Source organism: Kitasatospora sp. NPDC058406 (assembly GCF_042722765.1).
In the GTDB taxonomy this organism is placed as follows: Bacteria; Actinomycetota; Actinomycetes; order Streptomycetales; family Streptomycetaceae; genus Kitasatospora.
The window spans coordinates 1-17418 of the sequence record NZ_JBHXKE010000016.1; the positions used below are offsets into that span (position 1 = coordinate 1).

Consider the following 17418-nt stretch of genomic DNA (forward strand, 5'->3'; position numbering starts at 1 on the left):
GGCCTCAGACCGGGCCCAGCGCCCGCAGCAGCGCGTCCGTGACGGCGGGGCCGTGGGCGAGCGGCAGCAGCGGCGTGCCCGGGCCCGCCGCCCGCACCCCGGTCCGGGCGAGGACGAGCAGCGCCCGCAGGGTCCGCGCGCAGTTGGACACCCAGGCCGGGGCCGGGCCCCGCCGGTGGTCCGCGAGGGCGGCGGCCGACCGCTCGACCCAGTCGACGCACTCCTTCTCGGTCAGCTCCGGCCTGGTGAGGGTGCGCGCGACGCCGGTCGCCGTCCGCTCGTCCTCGCGCTGGCCGAACAGGTGGTCGGTGCGGGCCAGCAGCCGGGCCGCGGCGAGGTCGAGCACCGGCCCGGGGGCGACGGCGGGGTGCCGGCCGAACGTGCCGAGCAGGTCGGCGCCGTGCGCGGCCGCGTGCAGCCAGCCGAGTTCGGGGTGGTGGCCGCGCAGGTCGGTCTCGGCCGGGTACCAGCGGGCGAAGGCCCCGAACCAGGCCGGGTCGTGGTCCCCCCGGGAGACGATCATGTCGAGGACGAGGGCGGCGAAGCTCCGCGCCTCGATCGCCGGGTCGCCGAACCGCGCCGCCATCCGGTGCCCGAGGGCGGTCCGCAGCTCACCGGCCACCACGTCGCGCTCGATCCAGGTGCCGAGGACCGCGTACGGGTCACCGTCCCGGACCAGCGGGTCGGGGTCGGCCAGGGCCGCGGCGAGTTCGTCGACGAGGGCGTCCAGCGGGCGGCCGGCCGGGACGGCGAAGTCACGGGCACAGACCTCCGACCAGTCGGTGGCGGTGGGGACGGACATCGGAGGCAGGCCCTCTTCTCGGTCGGTGCGGGTCCCGGCGCGGGTCCGGGTGCGGGTCCCGGCGCGGGCCCGGGCGTGAATCCGGGCGCGGGTCCGCGCGGTCGGGTACGCGCCATCCGTATCACCGCGGCGGGCGCGCGGACCATCGAATTTCCCTCGGCCGCCGAGTGCGGCGGAGGCCGTTTTGAACGCGTTCACATATCTCGCTACGCTGGCCGCGAACCACACCGAGGGGGGAACTCGATGAAGATCGTCATACCCGGGGGAACCGGGCAGGTCGGACGCATCCTGGACCGGGCGCTGACCGCCGAGGGCCATGAGGTCCTCGTCCTGACCAGGCAGCCCCGGCGCGACCGGGAGATCTACTGGGACGGCCGCACCCTGGGCCGCTGGACCGAGGTGATCGACGGCGCCGACGCCGTCGTCAACCTCGCCGGGCGCAGCGTCAACTGCCGCTACACCGAGCAGAACCAGCGCGACATGAGGGACTCGCGGGTGCATTCCACCCGGACCGTCGGCCGGGCCGTCGCCGGCGCCCGGCGCCCGCCCCGGGTCTGGCTCCAGATGAGCACCGCCACCATCTACCCCCACACCTACGGCGCCCCGCACGACGAGGCCGGCCCGCTCGGTGGCGGCGAGCCGGGCGCCCCCCGGTCCTGGGACCGCAGCGTGCAGATCGCCCGCGCCTGGGAGCGCGAGCAGACCGACGCCGCGACGCCCGCGACCCGGCGGGTCGCGCTGCGCTGCGCCATGGTGATGAGCCCCGACCGCGGCGGCGCCTTCGAGCAGCTGGTCAGGCTGGCCCGGACCGGCTTCGGCGGGCCGATCGACGGCGGTACCCAGTACATGTCCTGGATCCACGACCGGGACCTCGTCCGCGCCGTCCGCTTCCTGATCGAGCGTGACGACCTCGAAGGCCCCGTCAACCTGGCGGCGCCCGCCCCGCTGTCGCAGCGGGCCTTCATGCGGGCCCTCCGGCGGGCCAAGGGCGTCCCGATCGGCCTGCCCGCCACCCGCTGGATGGCCGAGGTCGGCGCGTTCGCCCTGCGTTCGGACACCGAACTGCTCCTCAAGAGCCGCGCGGTGGTGCCCAGGCGGCTCCTCGACGCGGGGTTCGGCTTCGAACACCCGCACTGGTCGGCGGCGGCCGGGGACCTCGTCCGGCGGATGCGCCGCTGATCCCGCCGGGGCCGGCCCCCGTCGGCGGGCGGGGGGCACATCCGGCCCGCCGGCCCGCCGTCAGGCCTTCGGCCTCGCCCGGACGTGCATCCGCTCGCCCTGCCGCCCGAACAGGCTGAGCAGTTCCACCGGGCGCCCGTCCGCGCTGGTGAACCAGTGCGGGACCCGGGTGTCGAACTCGGCCGCCTCGCCGGGGCCGAGGACCACGTCGTGCTCCCCCAGCAGCAGCCGCAGCCGGCCGTCCAGCACGTACAGCCACTCGTAGCCCTCGTGCGTCCGCAGGTCCGGCTCGGTGCCACGGTCGACGATCACCAGCTTGTACGCCTGGAGCGGGCCCGGGCTGCGGGTCAGCGGGACGACCGTCCCGCCGTTCGGCAGCGCACGCGGCGTCAGCCGGACCCGGGGGTCGCCCACCTCCGGGGCGCCGACCAGTTCGTCCAACGGCACCCGGTAGGCGCCGGCGAGCGGCAGCAGCAGTTCCAGGCTCGGGCGCCGCTGGCCGGACTCCAGCCGGGACAGCGTGCTCTTGGAGATGCCGGTCGTCTCCGACAGGGCGGCGAGCGTGATGCCCCGTTTCTCCCGCAGCCGGCGGAGCCGGGGCGCCACCTCGTCGAGCACCGCCCGGTAGCCCTCTGGTTCGTCCATCCGCGCTTCCCACCTCCGTCGTCCCGGAACCGGCAACAAAGTTTGCCACCCCGACGCGCCCGGAGCACGCTCCCCCACGTGTGCCGCGCAGCGGCCACGGGACGGCCCCACCCCGGGCCGCGGAGAACGGAGTTCGGGTTGACCACCACAGACGCGGGACAGAGTCCGGCGGCGGCCGGACGGGCGACGCGGGCGGACTCCGTCCGGTGGGCGCTCGCCGGCCTCTCGCTCTCCATGCTGCTGTCCTCGCTCGGCACCAGCATCGCCAACGTCGGCCTCCCGACCCTGGCCCAGGCGTTCGGCGCCTCGTTCCAGGCCGTGCAGTGGGTCGTCCTCGCCTACCTGCTGGCCGTCACCACGCTGATCGTCACCGTCGGCCGGCTCGGCGACCTGGTCGGACGGCGGCGGCTGCTGCTGGGCGGCCTGCTGCTGTTCACCGCCGCCTCCGTCCTGTGCGGTCTGGCCCCCACCCTCGGGCTGCTGGTCGCGGCCCGGGCGGCGCAGGGCCTCGGCGCGGCCGTCATGATGGCGCTCACCATGGCGTTCGTCGGGGGGATCGTCCCGAAGGAGCGGACCGGCCGCGCCATGGGGCTGCTGGGCACGATGTCCGCGGTGGGCACCGCGCTCGGCCCCACGCTGGGCGGCGTGCTGCTCGCCGGTCCCGGCTGGCGGGCGGTGTTCCTGGTCAACGTGCCGCTGGGGGTGACGGCCCTGCTGCTCGCCCGTCGCCACCTGCCGGCCGACCCGGCCGACCGAACGGCGTCCGGCGCCGCCCGGGCCCGCTTCGACCACCTGGGCACACTGCTGCTCGCCCTGACGCTCGGGGCCTACGCACTCGCCATGACCCTCGGCCGCGGACACTTCGGCGTGCTCAACCTGGCCCTGCTGGCGGCGGCCGCCGTCGGCGTCGTGCTCTTCGGACTCGCCCAGACCAGGGCGGCGGCGCCGCTGGTCCGCCCGGGCGTCCTGCGCGACCGGCGGCTGAGCGCGAGCCTGGCGATGAGTGCCCTCGTCTCCACGGTGATGATGGCGACGCTGGTGGTCGGCCCCTTCTACCTCGCCCGGACGCTCCGGCTGGACGCGGCCCTGGTCGGGCTCGCCCTGTCGGCCGGCCCGCTGGTCGCCGCCCTGACCGGGATCCCGGCCGGGCGGATCACCGACCGGTTCGGCGCGCCGCGCACCACGGCGGCCGGCCTGGCGGCCGCGTCGGCCGGCGCGCTCGCCGTCGCCCTGCTGCCGGACTCGCTCGGCGTGGCGGGCTACCTCGTGCCGGTCGCCGTCGTCACCGCCGGCTACTCGCTCTTCCAGACCGCCAACAACACGGGTGTCATGGCGGACGTCCCCGCCGACCGCCGGGGCGTCGTCTCCGGCCTGCTCAACCTGTCCCGCAACCTCGGCCTGGTCACCGGCGCCTCCCTGATGGGCGCCGTGTTCACCCTCGCCTCGGCCACCTCCGACGTCGCGACCGCGGCCCCCGGCCCGGTCGCCACCGGCATGCGCGTGACCTTCGCGGTCGCGGCGGGCCTGCTGCTCGCCGCGCTCGGACTCGCGCTCGCGCCGGCGCTCGCCGCCACGCCGCGCGCCGGCCGCCGCGGACGCCGGATCCGGACGGAGTAGGACGGAGCAAGGCGGGGAACCCGACCGCAGCGGGGCGGGCCCGTGGCAAGCGGGTGGCAAGCACGCGGCAAGCCGCCGGTAACCGGCCGGTAAGCGAGTGACGGGTGGGCGGTGAGCGGGTGGTGGGCCGCCGGTAGGCCATCGGTGAGCGGGTGGCGGGCGGGTGGCGGGCGGAGCAGCGGCAAGCCCGTCGCGCCGCCCCGGTGACACCGGCGGCACCGTTAGTGCAACAGAGTGCACAGCGAGGGCAAGGTCACACCATCCACCCCTGCTACGCCTTGCCACGGAGCGCTAACCTGCGGGCATGACGGTCCCGCCCGAAGGGCTCCCCCTGGCCGCCGAGTTCCCGGCCGCACACCGAGAGCAGTGGCAGACCCTCGTCGAGGGTGTGCTGCGCAAGTCCGGTGCGCAGCACGCGGACGGCGCAGCGGCCGAGCAGGCGCTCACCACCGCACTCCAGGACGGGCTGCGCGCCCGTCCGCTGTACACCGCCGAGGACGGCCCCGCCGACCCCGGCCTCCCCGGCTTCCCGCCGTTCGTCCGCGGCAGCCGGCCCCAGGGCTGTTCGGTCACGGGCTGGGACATCCGTCAGCGGCACGCCCATCCGGACGCCCGGCGGACCAACGAGGCGGTGCTGGCCGACCTGGAGCACGGCGGAGGCTCGCTCTGGCTGGAGCTCGGCGGGAACGGCCTGCCGGTCGCCTCGCTGCCCGAGGCGCTGACCGGCGTCTACCTCGACCTGGCCGGTGTGGTGCTCGACGCGGGGCCCGAATTCCCGGACGCGGCCGAACAGTTGTTCCAGCTCTACCAGGTTCGCGAGGTCTCCCCCAGCGCCGCCGCGGGCAACCTCGGCGCCGACCCGCTCGGTCTGCAGGCCCGCACCGGGGAAGCCGGACGGACCGACGCACTGCTCGCCGCGGCGACCGCCCTCGCCGCCCGCTGCGCCGGGGACTACCCGGGCCTGCGCGCACTGACCGTCGACGCCCTGCCGTACCACGAGGCCGGCGCCTCGCCCGCGCAGGAGCTCGGCGCCTCGCTGGCCACCGGCGTCGCCTACCTGCGTGCGCTGACCGCCGCCGGGCTGTCCGTGGACGCCGCGCTGGGCCAGCTGGAGTTCCGCTACGCGGCCGACGCCGACCAGTTCCTGACGATCGCCAAGTTCCGGGCCGCGCGCCGGCTCTGGTCCCGGGTCGCCGAGGTGTCCGGCGCCGCCGCGGAGTCCTCCGCACAGCGCCAGCACGCCGTCACCTCCGCGGTGATGATGACCGCCCGCGACCCGTGGGTGAACATGCTCCGCACCACGATCGCCTGCCTGGCCGCCGGGGTCGGCGGGGCGGACGCGGTGAGCGTCCAGCCGTTCGACAGCGCGCTCGGCCTGCCGGACGCCTTCGCCCGCCGGATCGCCCGCAACACCCAGTCCATCCTCCTGGAGGAGTCGCACCTGGCCCGGGTCGTCGACCCGGCCGGCGGCTCCTGGTACGTGGAGCGGCTGACCGACGAGCTGGCGCACGCCGCCTGGGAGTGGTTCCAGGAGATCGAGCGCGCCGGCGGGCTGCGGTCCGCACTGGAGTCCGGGCTGGTCGGCGAGCGGATCGCGGCCACCTGGGCGGAGCGCTCGGTGCGACTGGCCAAGCGGCGCGAACCGGTCACCGGCGTCAGCGAGTTCCCGAACCTGGGCGAGCAGTCGCCGGTCCGCGAGCCGGCCCCGGCCGCACCGGGCGGCGGGCTGCCGAGGGTGCGCCGCGCGGAGGCGTACGAGGCCCTGCGGGACCGCTCGGACGCGCACCTCGCGGCCACCGGCGCCCGGCCCGGGCTCTTCCTCGCCTCGATCGGCTCCGCCGCCGCGCACACCGCGCGCACCACCTTCGCCGCCAACCTGTTCCAGGCCGGCGGCATCGCGACCACCTCGGTGGAGGGCACCGAACCCTCCGCGTTCGCCGAGGCGTTCGCCGCCTCGGGCGCGCGGGTCGCCTGCCTCTGCTCCAGCGACGCGCTGTACGGCGAGCGGGCCGAGGCCGTCGCCGCCGCGCTCAAGGCGGCCGGCGCGCAGCGGGTGCTGCTCGCGGGGCGGCCCGGCGAGCAGCGTGAGGCGTACCTGGCGGCCGGGGTGGACGAGTTCGTCTTCGCGGGCGGCGACGCCGTCGCGACCCTGACCGCCCTGCTGGACCGGATCACCGACGAGATCCCCGTGGAAAGCCTCGACGAAAGCGGAGTGGCGTGATGATCCCCGACTTCACCGGAATCGGGCTGGACGGGGACGCCGGCGCGGACGTCACCGACGGCCAGTGGCGCAACGCCTGGCGGCAGGCCACCGGCAAGGACGTCGACGAGCTGCTCTGGGACACCCCCGAGGGCATCGGCGTCAAGCCGCTGTACACCTCCGCCGACCTGGCCGGCCTGGACTTCCTGGACACCTACCCGGGTATCGCCCCGTACCTGCGCGGCCCGTACCCGACGATGTACGTCAACCAGCCGTGGACGGTCCGTCAGTACGCGGGCTTCTCCACCGCGGAGGAGTCCAACGCCTTCTACCGCCGGAACCTGGCCGCCGGTCAGAAGGGCCTCTCGGTCGCCTTCGACCTGCCGACCCACCGCGGCTACGACAGCGACCACCCGCGCGTCACCGGCGACGTCGGCATGGCGGGCGTGGCGATCGACTCCATCTACGACATGCGCCAGCTCTTCGACGGCATCCCGCTGGACCGCATGTCGGTGTCGATGACCATGAACGGCGCGGTGCTGCCCGTGCTGGCGCTGTACATCGTCGCGGCCGAGGAGCAGGGGGTGCCGCCCGAGAAGCTGGCGGGGACCATCCAGAACGACATCCTCAAGGAGTTCATGGTCCGCAACACCTACATCTACCCGCCGCAGCCGTCGATGCGGATCATCTCGGACATCTTCGCGTACACCTCGCAGAAGATGCCCCGGTACAACTCGATCTCCATCTCCGGCTACCACATCCAGGAGGCCGGGGCCACGGCCGACCTGGAGCTGGCCTACACCCTCGCCGACGGCGTGGAGTACCTGCGGGCCGGACTGGACGTCGGGCTGGACGTGGACGCGTTCGCGCCGCGCCTCTCGTTCTTCTGGGCCATCGGCATGAACTTCTTCATGGAGGTGGCCAAGCTCCGCGCGGCCCGCCTGCTCTGGGCCAAGCTGGTCAAGCAGTTCGACCCGAAGAACGCCAAGTCGCTCTCGCTGCGCACCCATTCGCAGACCTCCGGCTGGTCGCTGACCGCCCAGGACGTGTTCAACAACGTCGCCCGCACCTGTGTCGAGGCGATGGCCGCCACCCAGGGCCACACCCAGTCGCTGCACACCAACGCGCTGGACGAGGCGCTCGCGCTGCCGACCGACTTCTCGGCCCGGATCGCCCGCAACACCCAGCTGCTGCTCCAGCAGGAGTCCGGCACCTGCCGGGCCATCGACCCGTGGGGCGGCTCGGCGTACGTCGAGAAGCTCACCCACGACCTCGCCAACCGTGCCTGGCAGCACATCCAGGAGGTCGAGGCCGCCGGCGGCATGGCCAAGGCGATCGACGCGGGCATCCCCAAGCTCCGCGTCGAGGAGGCCGCCGCCCGCACCCAGGCCCGGATCGACTCCGGCCGCCAGCCGGTGATCGGCGTCAACAAGTACCGGGTGGAGAGCGACGAGCAGATCGAGGTGCTCAAGGTCGACAACTCCTCGGTGCGCACCCGGCAGATCGAGAAGCTCCGCCGCCTGCGCGACGAGCGCGACGAGGCCGCCACCCAGGCCGCCCTGCACGCGCTGACCCGCGCCGCCGAGGCCGGCCCGCAGCGCGGCGGATCGCTGGACGGCAACCTGCTCCACCTCGCGGTGAACGCGGCCCGCGCCATGGCCACCGTCGGGGAGATCTCGGACGCCCTGGAGAAGGTGTACGGCCGGCACTCGGGCCAGATCCGTACCATCTCGGGTGTGTACCGAGACGAAGCGGGCCAGTCGGCGCCCCTCCAGCGCACCCGGGACCTGGTCGAGCGGTTCGAGCGGGCCGAGGGCCGCCGACCGCGCATCCTGGTCGCCAAGATGGGCCAGGACGGCCACGACCGCGGCCAGAAGGTGATCGCCACCGCCTTCGCCGACCTCGGCTTCACGGTGGACGTCGGCCCGCTGTTCCAGACGCCCGCCGAGGTGGCCCGCCAGGCGGTCGAGGCGGACGTGCACATCGTCGGCGTCTCCTCGCTGGCGGCCGGGCACCTCACGCTGGTGCCGGCGCTGCGCGCCGAGCTGGCCGAGGCCGGCCGGGAGGACATCACCATCGTGGTCGGCGGGGTGATCCCCCCGCAGGACTTCGAGGCGCTGTACGCGGCGGGTGCCGCGGCGGTCTTCCCGCCCGGCACGGTGATCCCGGACGCCGCCTACGACCTCCTGGAGTCGCTCGCCGCCGACCTCGGCCACGAGCTCTGAGGCGCTGAGCGATGGCGCCCCGGACGATCGACCTCGACAGCTACGCGACGGGCGTGCGGGAGGGCTCGCGCGCCTACGTCGCGCGGGCCATCACCCTCGTCGAGTCCACCCGGCCCGACCACCGCGCGCTGGCGCAGCAGCTGCTGACGATGCTGCTGCCGCACGCGGGCGGGGCGGTCCGGGTGGGCATCACCGGGGTCCCCGGTGTCGGCAAGTCGACCTTCATCGATGCCTTCGGCACCATGCTCACCGGACTCGGCCACCGGGTCGCGGTGCTCGCCGTCGACCCGACCTCCAGCCGGACCGGCGGTTCCATCCTGGGTGACAAGACCCGGATGGAGCGCCTCGCCGTCGACCCGGCCGCGTTCGTCCGCCCGTCCCCCACCTCCGGCACGCTCGGCGGGGTGGCCCGGGCCACCCGGGAGTCGATGGTGGTGATGGAGGCCGCCGGCTACGACGTCGTGCTGATCGAGACGGTCGGCGTCGGACAGTCGGAGACCGCGGTCGCGGGCATGGTGGACAGCTTCCTGCTGCTCAGTCTGGCCCGCACCGGTGACCAGCTGCAGGGCATCAAGAAGGGCGTGCTCGAGCTCGCCGACGTGATCGCGGTCAACAAGGCGGACGGCCCGCACGAGACCGAGGCCCGTGCGGCGGCCCGCGAACTCGCCGGCGCGCTGAGGCTGTTGCAGGCCCCGGACGCGCCGTGGACGCCCCCGGTGCTGACCTGTTCCGGCCGCGACGGCAGCGGGCTGGACACCCTCTGGGAGCGGCTCCAGCAGCACCGCAAGGTGCTGGACGCGACCGGCGCGCTGGCCGCCAAGCGGCGCGACCAGCAGGTCGAGTGGACCTGGGCGATGGTGCACGACCAGCTCCTCGCCCGGCTGCACGCCCACCCGGAGGTCCGCCGGCTCGCCCCCGCCCTGGAACACCGGGTCCGCGAGGGCACCCTGCCGGCCGGGCTCGCGGCCCAGCGGATCCTGGACGCCTTCCGGACGCCCGACGAGGACTGACGAGGACTGACGGCCGGGGGCACCCCGCCGGGAGCCCGGGGCGGGGCGACGTCCCGCCCCGGCGTCCCACGGAGCGCCGTGACACGGAGAGGCCCCCGACCGGGCAGGTAGCCGGTCGGGGGCCTTCCGTCACCCGCCCTCGCGGGTCAGGTGCTCACGGGCGGTTCACCCGGAAGGTCAGGCGCTCGTGACCGCCGCGAAGCGGGTCGAGACGTCCTGCCAGTTGACGACGTCCCACAGACGGGTGACGTAGTCCGGGCGCACGTTGCGGTACTGCAGGTAGTACGCGTGCTCCCAGGCGTCGAAGGCCAGCAGCGGGGTGGTGCCCTGGCCGACGTTGCCGTGGTGGTCGTAGACCTGCTCGACGACCAGGCGCTGACCCAGCGGCTCCCAGGAGAGGATGCCCCAGCCGGAGCCCTGCACACCGACGGTCGCGGTGGTCAGCTGCTTCTTGAAGGCCTCGAACGAACCGAAGTGCTCGGTGATCGCGTCGGCGAGGGCGCCGTCGGGACGGTCGCCGCCCTCCGGGGAGAGGTTCTCCCAGAACAGCGAGTGCAGCACGTGGCCGGAGAGGTGGAAGGCGAAGGTCTTCTGGAGACCGACCAGACCGCCGAACTGCTCCTTGTCACGGGCCTCGGCCAGCTGCTCAAGGGTGTCGTTGGCGCCCTTGACGTACGCCGCGTGGTGCTTCGAGTGGTGCAGCTCCAGGATCTCGGCGGACATCGCGCGCTCAAGAGCGGAGTAGTCGTACGGCAGGTCGGGAAGCGAGTAGGTGCCCATCAGGACACGGCCCCTTTCGGCGAGTTCAACGGTGACGATCGTGCCGGAAACACACTATTGCGTATCGGTTGCAGAAACTAAGCAAGGGCTCCTGCGTATTCCTCACACCCCGGGGATCGTCACCCTTCCCTCCTATTGCACAATGGTTGCAGGTACGGACTTTCTGCAGCAAGGGCGGGTGGACGACGGTGACCGGATCGCCGGTGGTACTGGGCATCGAGTCGTCCTGCGACGAGACCGGGGCCGGGCTGGTGCAGGACGGGCGGCTGCTCGGCCAGGCGGTGGCCTCCAGCATGGACGAACACGCCCGCTACGGCGGGGTGGTGCCGGAGATCGCCGCCCGCGCGCACGTCCACGCGATGGCGCCGGTGGTCCGCGAGGCGCTGGACCGGGCCGGGCTCACCCTGGCCGACGTCGGCGCCGTGGCGGTGACGGCCGGTCCGGGCCTGTCCGGGGCGCTCCAGGTCGGGGTGGCGGCGGCCAAGGGCTACGCGTACTCGCTCGGCGTCCCGCTGTACGGCGTCCACCACCTGGCGGGGCACGTGGCCGCCGCCACGCTGGACGGCGAACCGCTGCCGAACCCGTGCGTGGTGCTCATCGTCTCCGGCGGCCACACCTCGCTCCTGCTGGTGCGCGACCTCGCCCGCGACCCGATCGTCCACCTCGGCGACACCCTGGACGACGCGGCCGGCGAGTGCTTCGACAAGGTCGCCCGGATCCTGCACCTGCCCTACCCCGGCGGGCCCGCCATCGACCGCGCCGCCCGCGACGGCGACCCGCGCGCCGTGCGCTTCCCGCGCCCGCTGACGGGCCGCAACGACGCCCCGTACGCGTTCTCCTTCTCCGGCCTCAAGACCGCCGCCGCCCGCTGGGTCGAGGCGCACCGCGCGGCCGGCACCGAGCCGCACGTCCCGGACGCGGCCGCCGCGCTCCAGGAGGCGATCGCCGACGTGCTGACCCGCAAGGCCGTCAGGGCCTGCACCGACCACGGGATCCGGACCCTGGTGGTGGTCGGCGGGGTGGCGGCCAACTCGCGGGTCCGGGAGCTGGCCGAGCGGCGCTGCGCCTCCGCCGGGATCACCCTGCGGGTGCCGCCGCTGCGGCTGTGCACCGACAACGGGGCGATGGTCGCGGCCATCGGCGACCTGCTGGTCCGGGCCGGCGCCGAGCCCGCGCCGGCCGACCTGTCGATCGACCCGTCGGCGCCGCTGGAGTTCGCGGCGCTCACGCCGCTCGCGGCCCCGCGGGCCGCCTGACCCCGCCCGCACACCCCTCGGCCCCTCGGTCGCCCCGGCGGCCGGGGGGCCGCCACGCCTGCGCTCTGACAGCCCTCTGACAACGTTTCGGTTGCGACGGTGGACAAACCCGGTCCGGGCTCTTCCCGACACGATGCGACATGTGCCATTTTACATGTCACACATCGAGTGGCCGCGTCCCCCAACCACGCGGCCCCGAACGGCCCCGGAGGCCCCCACAGATGCGTCCCTTCCGCATATCCAAGGCCGGCGCGCGCAGGCTCCCTGCGCTCGGCGCCGCCTTCTTCATCGCCCTCGGCCTGTTCGCACCGCAGAGCCAGGCCGCCCCGGCCGGTGCGGGCTCCCCCGCGGCCAAGGCCGCCACCGGGGTCACCGCCGCGTCCGCGCCGAAGGCGATCCCGGTGCCCAAGTCCCCCGACGCCGGCACCGGCGACCGCCCGCTCGCCTCCGAGAGCGCCGGCAAGGAGACCCCCGTCCGGGCCGTCACCCCGACCCCGGCCGCCGCCGCGAAGAGCGCCAAGCAGTTCTCGGCCGCCCCGGCCGCCGTCGACTGCAACCTCTCCGGCGTGCTGGGCGGCTCGGGCAGCGCGCTCGTCCAGTCGCTCAAGGCGCTCCCCGACGTCACCTGCACCTACCCGCTGTTCAACCTCACCGGGACGGACGCCGGGAAGGTCTTCCGCGAGGCCCAGATGGTCACCGTGGCCGACGCGCTGCGCACCGCCTCGGCCACCTACGCGGGCAACAACGGCGCGGGCATCGGCCAGCTGGTGATGTTCCTCCGCGCCGGCTACTACGTGCAGGGGAACAACGAGGCCGCCGTCGGCGCCTACGGCACCGCGCTGCAGACCGCGATCCGCGGCGCGCTGGACGCCTTCTTCGCCGCCCCGCGCAGCCAGGACGTCACCGAAGCCAACGGCGCCACCCTCAACGAGGCCGTCACCCTCATCGACAGCGCCGACGAGAACGGCCGGTACGCCGGCGTCGTCAAGCGCCTGCTCGCCGGTTACGGCAGCAACTGGCCGGCCTCGATGAAGCTCGCCGTGGACCACGTCGAGTGGGTCATCGAGGGCGGGTTCGACCTGAAGTACGGCGACACCGGCTTCATCGCGGCCCTCCAGGCCGACCCGACCGTCGCCACCACCTGGGCCGCCTTCGTCACCCGCAACGCCGCCCAGCTGGACGGCGGCGACGTCGCCACCCGGATCGGCATGCAGCTCGGCAACCTGCTCACCGTCGACGCGCTGAAGGCCCAGGGCCGCCCGCTGGTCAAGGACCTGATCAACCGCTACCCGCTGGTCGGCGCCACCGGTCCGCTCACGATGAACCTGGTCTGGTTCACGGAGGACGCGGACAAGGGCAACTGCTCGTACTACGGCACCTGTGACCTGCCGACCCGGCTCGTCCCGCTGGTCCTCGTCAACACCCAGACCTGCAACGCGAACCTGCGGGTCCGCGCCCAGCAGATGAGCGCCACCGAGCTGGCCGACACCTGCACCAGCCTGATCAACCAGGACGCCTTCTTCCACAAGGTCATCAAGGACAACGGGGCGGTCCCCGGCGACCTGAACACCAACCTGGAGGTCGTCGCCTTCGACGACTACTACAACTACAAGCTGTACGCCTGGATCATGTACAACATCGACACCGACAACGGTGGCATGTACGAGGAGGGCGACCCGAGCAAGGCCGGCAACCAGGCCCGCTTCATCGCCCACGAGGCCGACTGGCTGCGCCCGCAGTTCCAGATCTGGAACCTCAACCACGAGTACACCCACTACCTCGACGGCCGCTACAACATGGCCGGTGACTTCGAGGCCGGCATGACCACCCCGACCATCTGGTGGGTCGAGGGCGTCGCCGAGTACATCTCGTACCACTACCGCAACGAGCGCAACGCGGGCGCCATCGCCGAGGCCGGCAAGAAGACCTACAAGCTCAGCGAGCTCTTCGACACCGTCTACGACCAGACCCCCGACGCCGACGTCAACTCGACCCGGGTCTACAAGTGGGGATACCTGGCCGTCCGCTACATGCTGCAGTCGCACCCCGAGGACGTCAACGCGCTGCTCGCCAAGTACCGCGCCGGTGACTGGGCGGGCGCCCGCACCCTGCTCAAGTCCACCATCGGCACCAGGTACGACGCCGACTTCTCCACCTGGCTGACCGCCTGCGCGGCCGACAGCTGCGGCACCCTGCCGACCTCCCAGGCCCCGGTCTGCACCATCGCCGACCCGCGCCAGTTCGACAAGAACTGCCGCCGGGACAACCTCACCGCCACCGCCGGCAACTACAGCTACCACTTCCTGAACCTGCCGGCCGGCGTCAAGCAGCTGACCATCACCACCACCGGCGGCACCGGCAACGCCGACCTCTACTACGGCGGCAGCAACTGGGCCACCACCTCCTCGTACCAGGCGAAGTCCACCAACGCCGGCAACAACGAGACCCTGACGATCAACAACCCGCCCTCCGGCTGGGTCTACTTCAGCCTCGCCGCAGGACAGCAGAACTTCAGCGGCGCCAGCGCCACCGTCACCTACCAGTAGGCCGCGCCCGCCCGGCGACAGGCGTCGCCGAGCAGCACGTTCCACCGGACCCGGAGGGCCCCGCCGCACCGGCGGGGCCCTCCGGCCATGTGTTCTGACAACGTTTCGGTTGCGGCGAACGACAATCCGGTCCGAGGCCTTCCCGGCGCCATGCGACATGTGCCATTTTACATGTCACACATCGATTGGCCGCGTGCCCCAACGCGCGGTCACAACGGCCCCGGAGGCCCCCACAGATGCGTCCCTCCCGGATATCAACGGCCAACGTGCGCAGACTCCCTGCGCTCGGCGCGGCCTTCTTCATCGCGCTCGGCCTGTTCACACCGCAGAGCCAGGCCGCGCCCGTCGGCGCCACGGCCCCGGCCGGCGTGAACGCCACCGGAACCACCGCCTCGGCACCGCGGTCGATCCCGGTCCCCAAGTCGCCCGAGGCCAGGAACAACAGCCCCTTCAAGCTCTCCTCCCAGGACTACGGCAAGCAGTCCGCCGTCCCCGCCGTTCCGGTCACCGAACCCCTCAAGGCGGCCAAGCAGTTCTCGGCCGCCGCCGGGGAGCCGTGTCCCAACCTCTCCGAACTGATCAACGCCACGGGCAGCGCGTTGGTCCAGCAGCTCAAGGCACTGCCGAACGTCCCCTGCGCCTACCCGCTGTTCCAGCTCACCGGAGCCGACGCCGGCAAGGCCTTCGGCGAAGCCAAGATGGTGACCGTCGCCAACGCGCTGCGCGACGCCTCCGCGACCTACCCGGGCGACAACAGCACCTCCGTCGGGCAGTTGGTGATGTACCTGCGCGCCGGCTACTACCTCCACGAGGTCCTCCCGGACGCCGTCGGCACCTACGGTCCGACCCTGGAGACCGCGGCCCGCGGCGCGCTCGACGCCTTCTTCGCCGCCCCGCACAGCAAGGACATCACCGACGCCAACGGCGACACCCTCAACGAGGTCGTCACGGTGATCGGCCAGACCAGGACCTTCGGCCGGTACAACGGCGTCCTCAAGTGGATGCTGAACAGCTACGACGGCAACTGGCCCCGGCTGATGAACCTCTCGCTGAAGCACTTCGACTGGCTCATCGAGGAAGGCCTCGACCCCAAGCCCGAGAAGGACGGCCAGGGCCTCAAGGCCGCGCTCAAGGCCGACTCCTCGCTCCTCGACGCCTGGTCGGGCTTCATCACCCGCAACGAGGACCTGCTGAACCGTGACGACATGGTCAGCAACATGGGCCGCTACCTCGGCTACGCCCTCGTCGTCCCCGAGCTCAAGGACCGGCTCCGGCCGCTGCTCAAGGACCTGATCAACCGGTACCCGAACGTCGGCCCCACCGCGCCGATCACCATGAACCTGGCCTGGGCCACCCGCCAGTTCGACAAGGGCAACTGCGCGGCCTACGCCATCTGCGACCTGACGGACCGCCTGCTCCCGGTCATCCTCCCGATCCAGCGCACCTGCAACCCGGGCCTGAAGATCCGTGCCCAGGACATGTCCCCCGCGCAGCTGACCAGCACCTGCACCAGCCTGACCAACCAGGACGCGTACTTCCACAAGGTGATCGGCGACAAGGGCGCGATCCCCGGTGACGTGAACACCGACCTGGAGGTCGTCGCCTTCGACGACTACTACAACTACGCGCTGTACGCCTGGGCCTTCTACAACATCGACATCGACAACGGCGGCATGTACGAGGAGGGCAACCCGGCCCTGCCCGGCAACCAGGCCCGCTTCATCGCCCACGAGGCCGACTGGCTCCGCCCGACCTTCCACATCTGGAACCTCAACCACGAGTACACCCACTACCTCGACGGCCGCTACAACATGGCCGGCGACTTCGACGCCAGCCTGACCACCCCGACCATCTGGTGGGTCGAGGGCATCGCCGAGAACATCTCGTTCGGCTACCGCAACCTGCCCAACACCGACGCGATCGCCGAGGCCACCAAGAAGACCTACAAGCTCAGCCAGCTGTTCGACACCGTCTACGGCCAGGAGGCGGACCCCGACGTCAACTCGACCCGGGTCTACAAGTGGGGCTGGCTGGCCGTCCGCTACATGCTCCAGGAGCACCGCGCGGACATCGAGACCGTGCTCACCAAGTACCGCACCGGTGACTGGGAGGGTGCCCGCACCTTCCTGAAGCAGACCGTCGGCACCGGCTACGACGCCGGCTTCGACGCCTGGCTGACCGCCTGCGCGACCAACGGCTGCGGCACGCTGCCGGACGCCCCGGTCGCCCCGACCACCCCGGTCTGCACCATCGCCGACCCGCGCCAGTTCGACAAGAACTGCCGCCGGGACAACCTCACCGCCACCGCGGGCAACTACAGCTACCACTTCCTGAACCTGCCGGCCGGCGTCAAGCAGCTGACCATCACCACCACCGGCGGCACCGGCAACGCCGACCTCTACTACGGCGGCAGCAACTGGGCCACCACCACCTCGTACCAGGCGAAGTCCACCAACGCCGGCAACAACGAGACCCTGACGATCAACAACCCGCCGTCCGGCTGGGTCTACTTCAGCCTCGCCGCCGGGCAGCAGAACTTCAGCGGCGCCAGCGCCACCGTCACCTACCAGTAGGCCGCGCCCGCCCGGCGACAAGCGTCGCCGAGCAGCACGTTCCACCGGACCCGGAGGGCCCCGCCGCACCGGCGGGGCCCTCCGTCATGCCGCGGATCCCTCGCCGCCCCCGGCCGACCAGGCGATCACCGGCGGGCGGACCGCCCCGCAGAGCGGGTGGCCCTTCGCGTCGGTCAGCCCGAGCCGGCCCACCAGCAGCCCGCCGCGCACCGCCGCGCCGAGGGTGGCCGGCGGGACGGCGTCCAGGAACAGCTTGGCGCGGCGGAGCAGCGCGGGGCCGTCCGGACCCGGGGTGAGCCAGGTGAGGTAGACGAACCGGGCGCCCGGGCCGCCCTGCACGTACGGGCCCATCAGGTCCGGGCCTGCCGGGCCGGGCTTCACGGTGCACTCCACCGTCCAGACCGCCTCGTCCGCGTCCCCCGCCACCGGGTCGAGGAGCTCCCCGGGCCTCCCCTTGCGCTGCACACCCACCTGGACGGCGGTGTACCCGGGGAACCCGGGGACCGGGGCGCAGCTGCGGCCCGGGAGGTCGGTGGCCTCGATGCGAAGGCGGACGGTGCTCGTGGTCGTGCTCGTGGTCGGCAT

At 73.0% G+C, this 17418-nt stretch carries 12 protein-coding genes; 8 read left to right on the forward strand and 4 right to left on the reverse strand.

What is annotated here, in order from left to right:
• Positions 1-4: 4 nt before the first annotated feature.
• Positions 5-802 (reverse strand): DUF2785 domain-containing protein, encoded by a 798-nt coding sequence (locus ACFWOG_RS05355; protein ID WP_380355046.1) that lies wholly within the window; start codon positions 800-802, stop codon positions 5-7.
• 243 nt (positions 803-1045) lie between these two features.
• Between ACFWOG_RS05355 and ACFWOG_RS05360 the strand changes: the two genes are divergently transcribed.
• Positions 1046-1981, forward strand: a complete 936-nt coding sequence (locus ACFWOG_RS05360; RefSeq protein ID WP_380355049.1) for a TIGR01777 family oxidoreductase — start codon at positions 1046-1048, stop codon at positions 1979-1981.
• Between the two features lie 60 nt (positions 1982-2041).
• Here ACFWOG_RS05360 and ACFWOG_RS05365 read toward each other — a convergent pair whose 3' ends face one another.
• On the reverse strand, positions 2042-2626 hold the full coding sequence (locus tag ACFWOG_RS05365) for a helix-turn-helix domain-containing protein (protein ID WP_355402027.1): 585 nt from the start codon (positions 2624-2626) through the stop codon (positions 2042-2044).
• 138 nt (positions 2627-2764) lie between these two features.
• On the opposite strand from ACFWOG_RS05365, the gene ACFWOG_RS05370 reads away from it, so the two are divergent.
• The 4 genes from ACFWOG_RS05370 (at position 2765) to meaB (ending at position 9678) form a co-directional block, all read left to right on the forward strand.
• Positions 2765-4243, forward strand: coding sequence for an MFS transporter (locus tag ACFWOG_RS05370; RefSeq protein ID WP_380355053.1), 1479 nt, complete (start codon positions 2765-2767; stop codon positions 4241-4243).
• Positions 4244-4547: 304 nt separating this feature from the next.
• Positions 4548-6464: a methylmalonyl-CoA mutase family protein gene (locus ACFWOG_RS05375; protein ID WP_380355056.1), complete on the forward strand. Its 1917-nt coding sequence runs from the start codon at positions 4548-4550 to the stop codon at positions 6462-6464.
• Entirely contained in the window at positions 6464-8668 is a 2205-nt protein-coding gene (gene scpA / locus ACFWOG_RS05380) for a methylmalonyl-CoA mutase (protein ID WP_329876728.1), read from the forward strand. The genes ACFWOG_RS05375 and scpA overlap by 1 nt, the downstream gene beginning before the upstream one ends.
• An 11-nt stretch (positions 8669-8679) precedes the next feature.
• On the forward strand, positions 8680-9678 hold the full coding sequence (gene meaB / locus ACFWOG_RS05385; RefSeq protein ID WP_329876730.1) for a methylmalonyl Co-A mutase-associated GTPase MeaB: 999 nt from the start codon (positions 8680-8682) through the stop codon (positions 9676-9678).
• Positions 9679-9855: 177 nt separating this feature from the next.
• Here meaB and ACFWOG_RS05390 read toward each other — a convergent pair whose 3' ends face one another.
• Complete coding sequence (locus tag ACFWOG_RS05390; RefSeq protein ID WP_329876732.1) at positions 9856-10458, reverse strand: superoxide dismutase; 603 nt, start codon at positions 10456-10458, stop codon at positions 9856-9858.
• Between the two features lie 203 nt (positions 10459-10661).
• Here ACFWOG_RS05390 and tsaD point away from each other — a divergent pair, with 203 nt between their 5' ends.
• The 3 genes from tsaD to ACFWOG_RS05405 all read left to right on the forward strand — a co-directional run bounded on the left by tsaD (position 10662) and on the right by ACFWOG_RS05405 (position 16833).
• Positions 10662-11714 (forward strand): tRNA (adenosine(37)-N6)-threonylcarbamoyltransferase complex transferase subunit TsaD, encoded by a 1053-nt coding sequence (gene tsaD / locus ACFWOG_RS05395; protein WP_355402116.1) that lies wholly within the window; start codon positions 10662-10664, stop codon positions 11712-11714.
• 221 nt (positions 11715-11935) lie between these two features.
• A complete protein-coding gene (locus tag ACFWOG_RS05400) occupies positions 11936-14260 on the forward strand; it encodes a collagenase (protein WP_380355061.1) in 2325 nt (774 codons plus the stop codon).
• A gap of 266 nt (positions 14261-14526) precedes the next feature.
• Positions 14527-16833 carry a collagenase gene (locus ACFWOG_RS05405; RefSeq protein WP_380355064.1) on the forward strand — a complete coding sequence of 769 codons (2307 nt, stop codon included), beginning with the start codon at positions 14527-14529 and terminating at the stop codon, positions 16831-16833.
• A gap of 84 nt (positions 16834-16917) precedes the next feature.
• On the opposite strand, the gene ACFWOG_RS05410 is transcribed toward ACFWOG_RS05405, so the two are convergent.
• Positions 16918-17418 carry a DUF5990 family protein gene (locus ACFWOG_RS05410; RefSeq protein ID WP_380355067.1) on the reverse strand — a complete coding sequence of 167 codons (501 nt, stop codon included), beginning with the start codon at positions 17416-17418 and terminating at the stop codon, positions 16918-16920.

Coding starts and splice junctions, on each gene's coding strand:
- ACFWOG_RS05400 (WP_380355061.1), top strand. CDS start 11,936: ATGCGTCCCTTCCGCATATCCAAGGCCGGCGCGCGCAGGCTCCCTGCG.
- ACFWOG_RS05375 (WP_380355056.1), top strand. CDS start 4,548: ATGACGGTCCCGCCCGAAGGGCTCCCCCTGGCCGCCGAGTTCCCGGCC.
- ACFWOG_RS05410 (WP_380355067.1), bottom strand. CDS start 17,418: ATGCCGACCACGAGCACGACCACGAGCACCGTCCGCCTTCGCATCGAG.
- ACFWOG_RS05365 (WP_355402027.1), bottom strand. CDS start 2,626: ATGGACGAACCAGAGGGCTACCGGGCGGTGCTCGACGAGGTGGCGCCC.
- meaB (WP_329876730.1), top strand. CDS start 8,680: ATGGCGCCCCGGACGATCGACCTCGACAGCTACGCGACGGGCGTGCGG.
- ACFWOG_RS05355 (WP_380355046.1), bottom strand. CDS start 802: ATGTCCGTCCCCACCGCCACCGACTGGTCGGAGGTCTGTGCCCGTGAC.
- scpA (WP_329876728.1), top strand. CDS start 6,464: ATGATCCCCGACTTCACCGGAATCGGGCTGGACGGGGACGCCGGCGCG.
- ACFWOG_RS05360 (WP_380355049.1), top strand. CDS start 1,046: ATGAAGATCGTCATACCCGGGGGAACCGGGCAGGTCGGACGCATCCTG.
- ACFWOG_RS05390 (WP_329876732.1), bottom strand. CDS start 10,458: ATGGGCACCTACTCGCTTCCCGACCTGCCGTACGACTACTCCGCTCTT.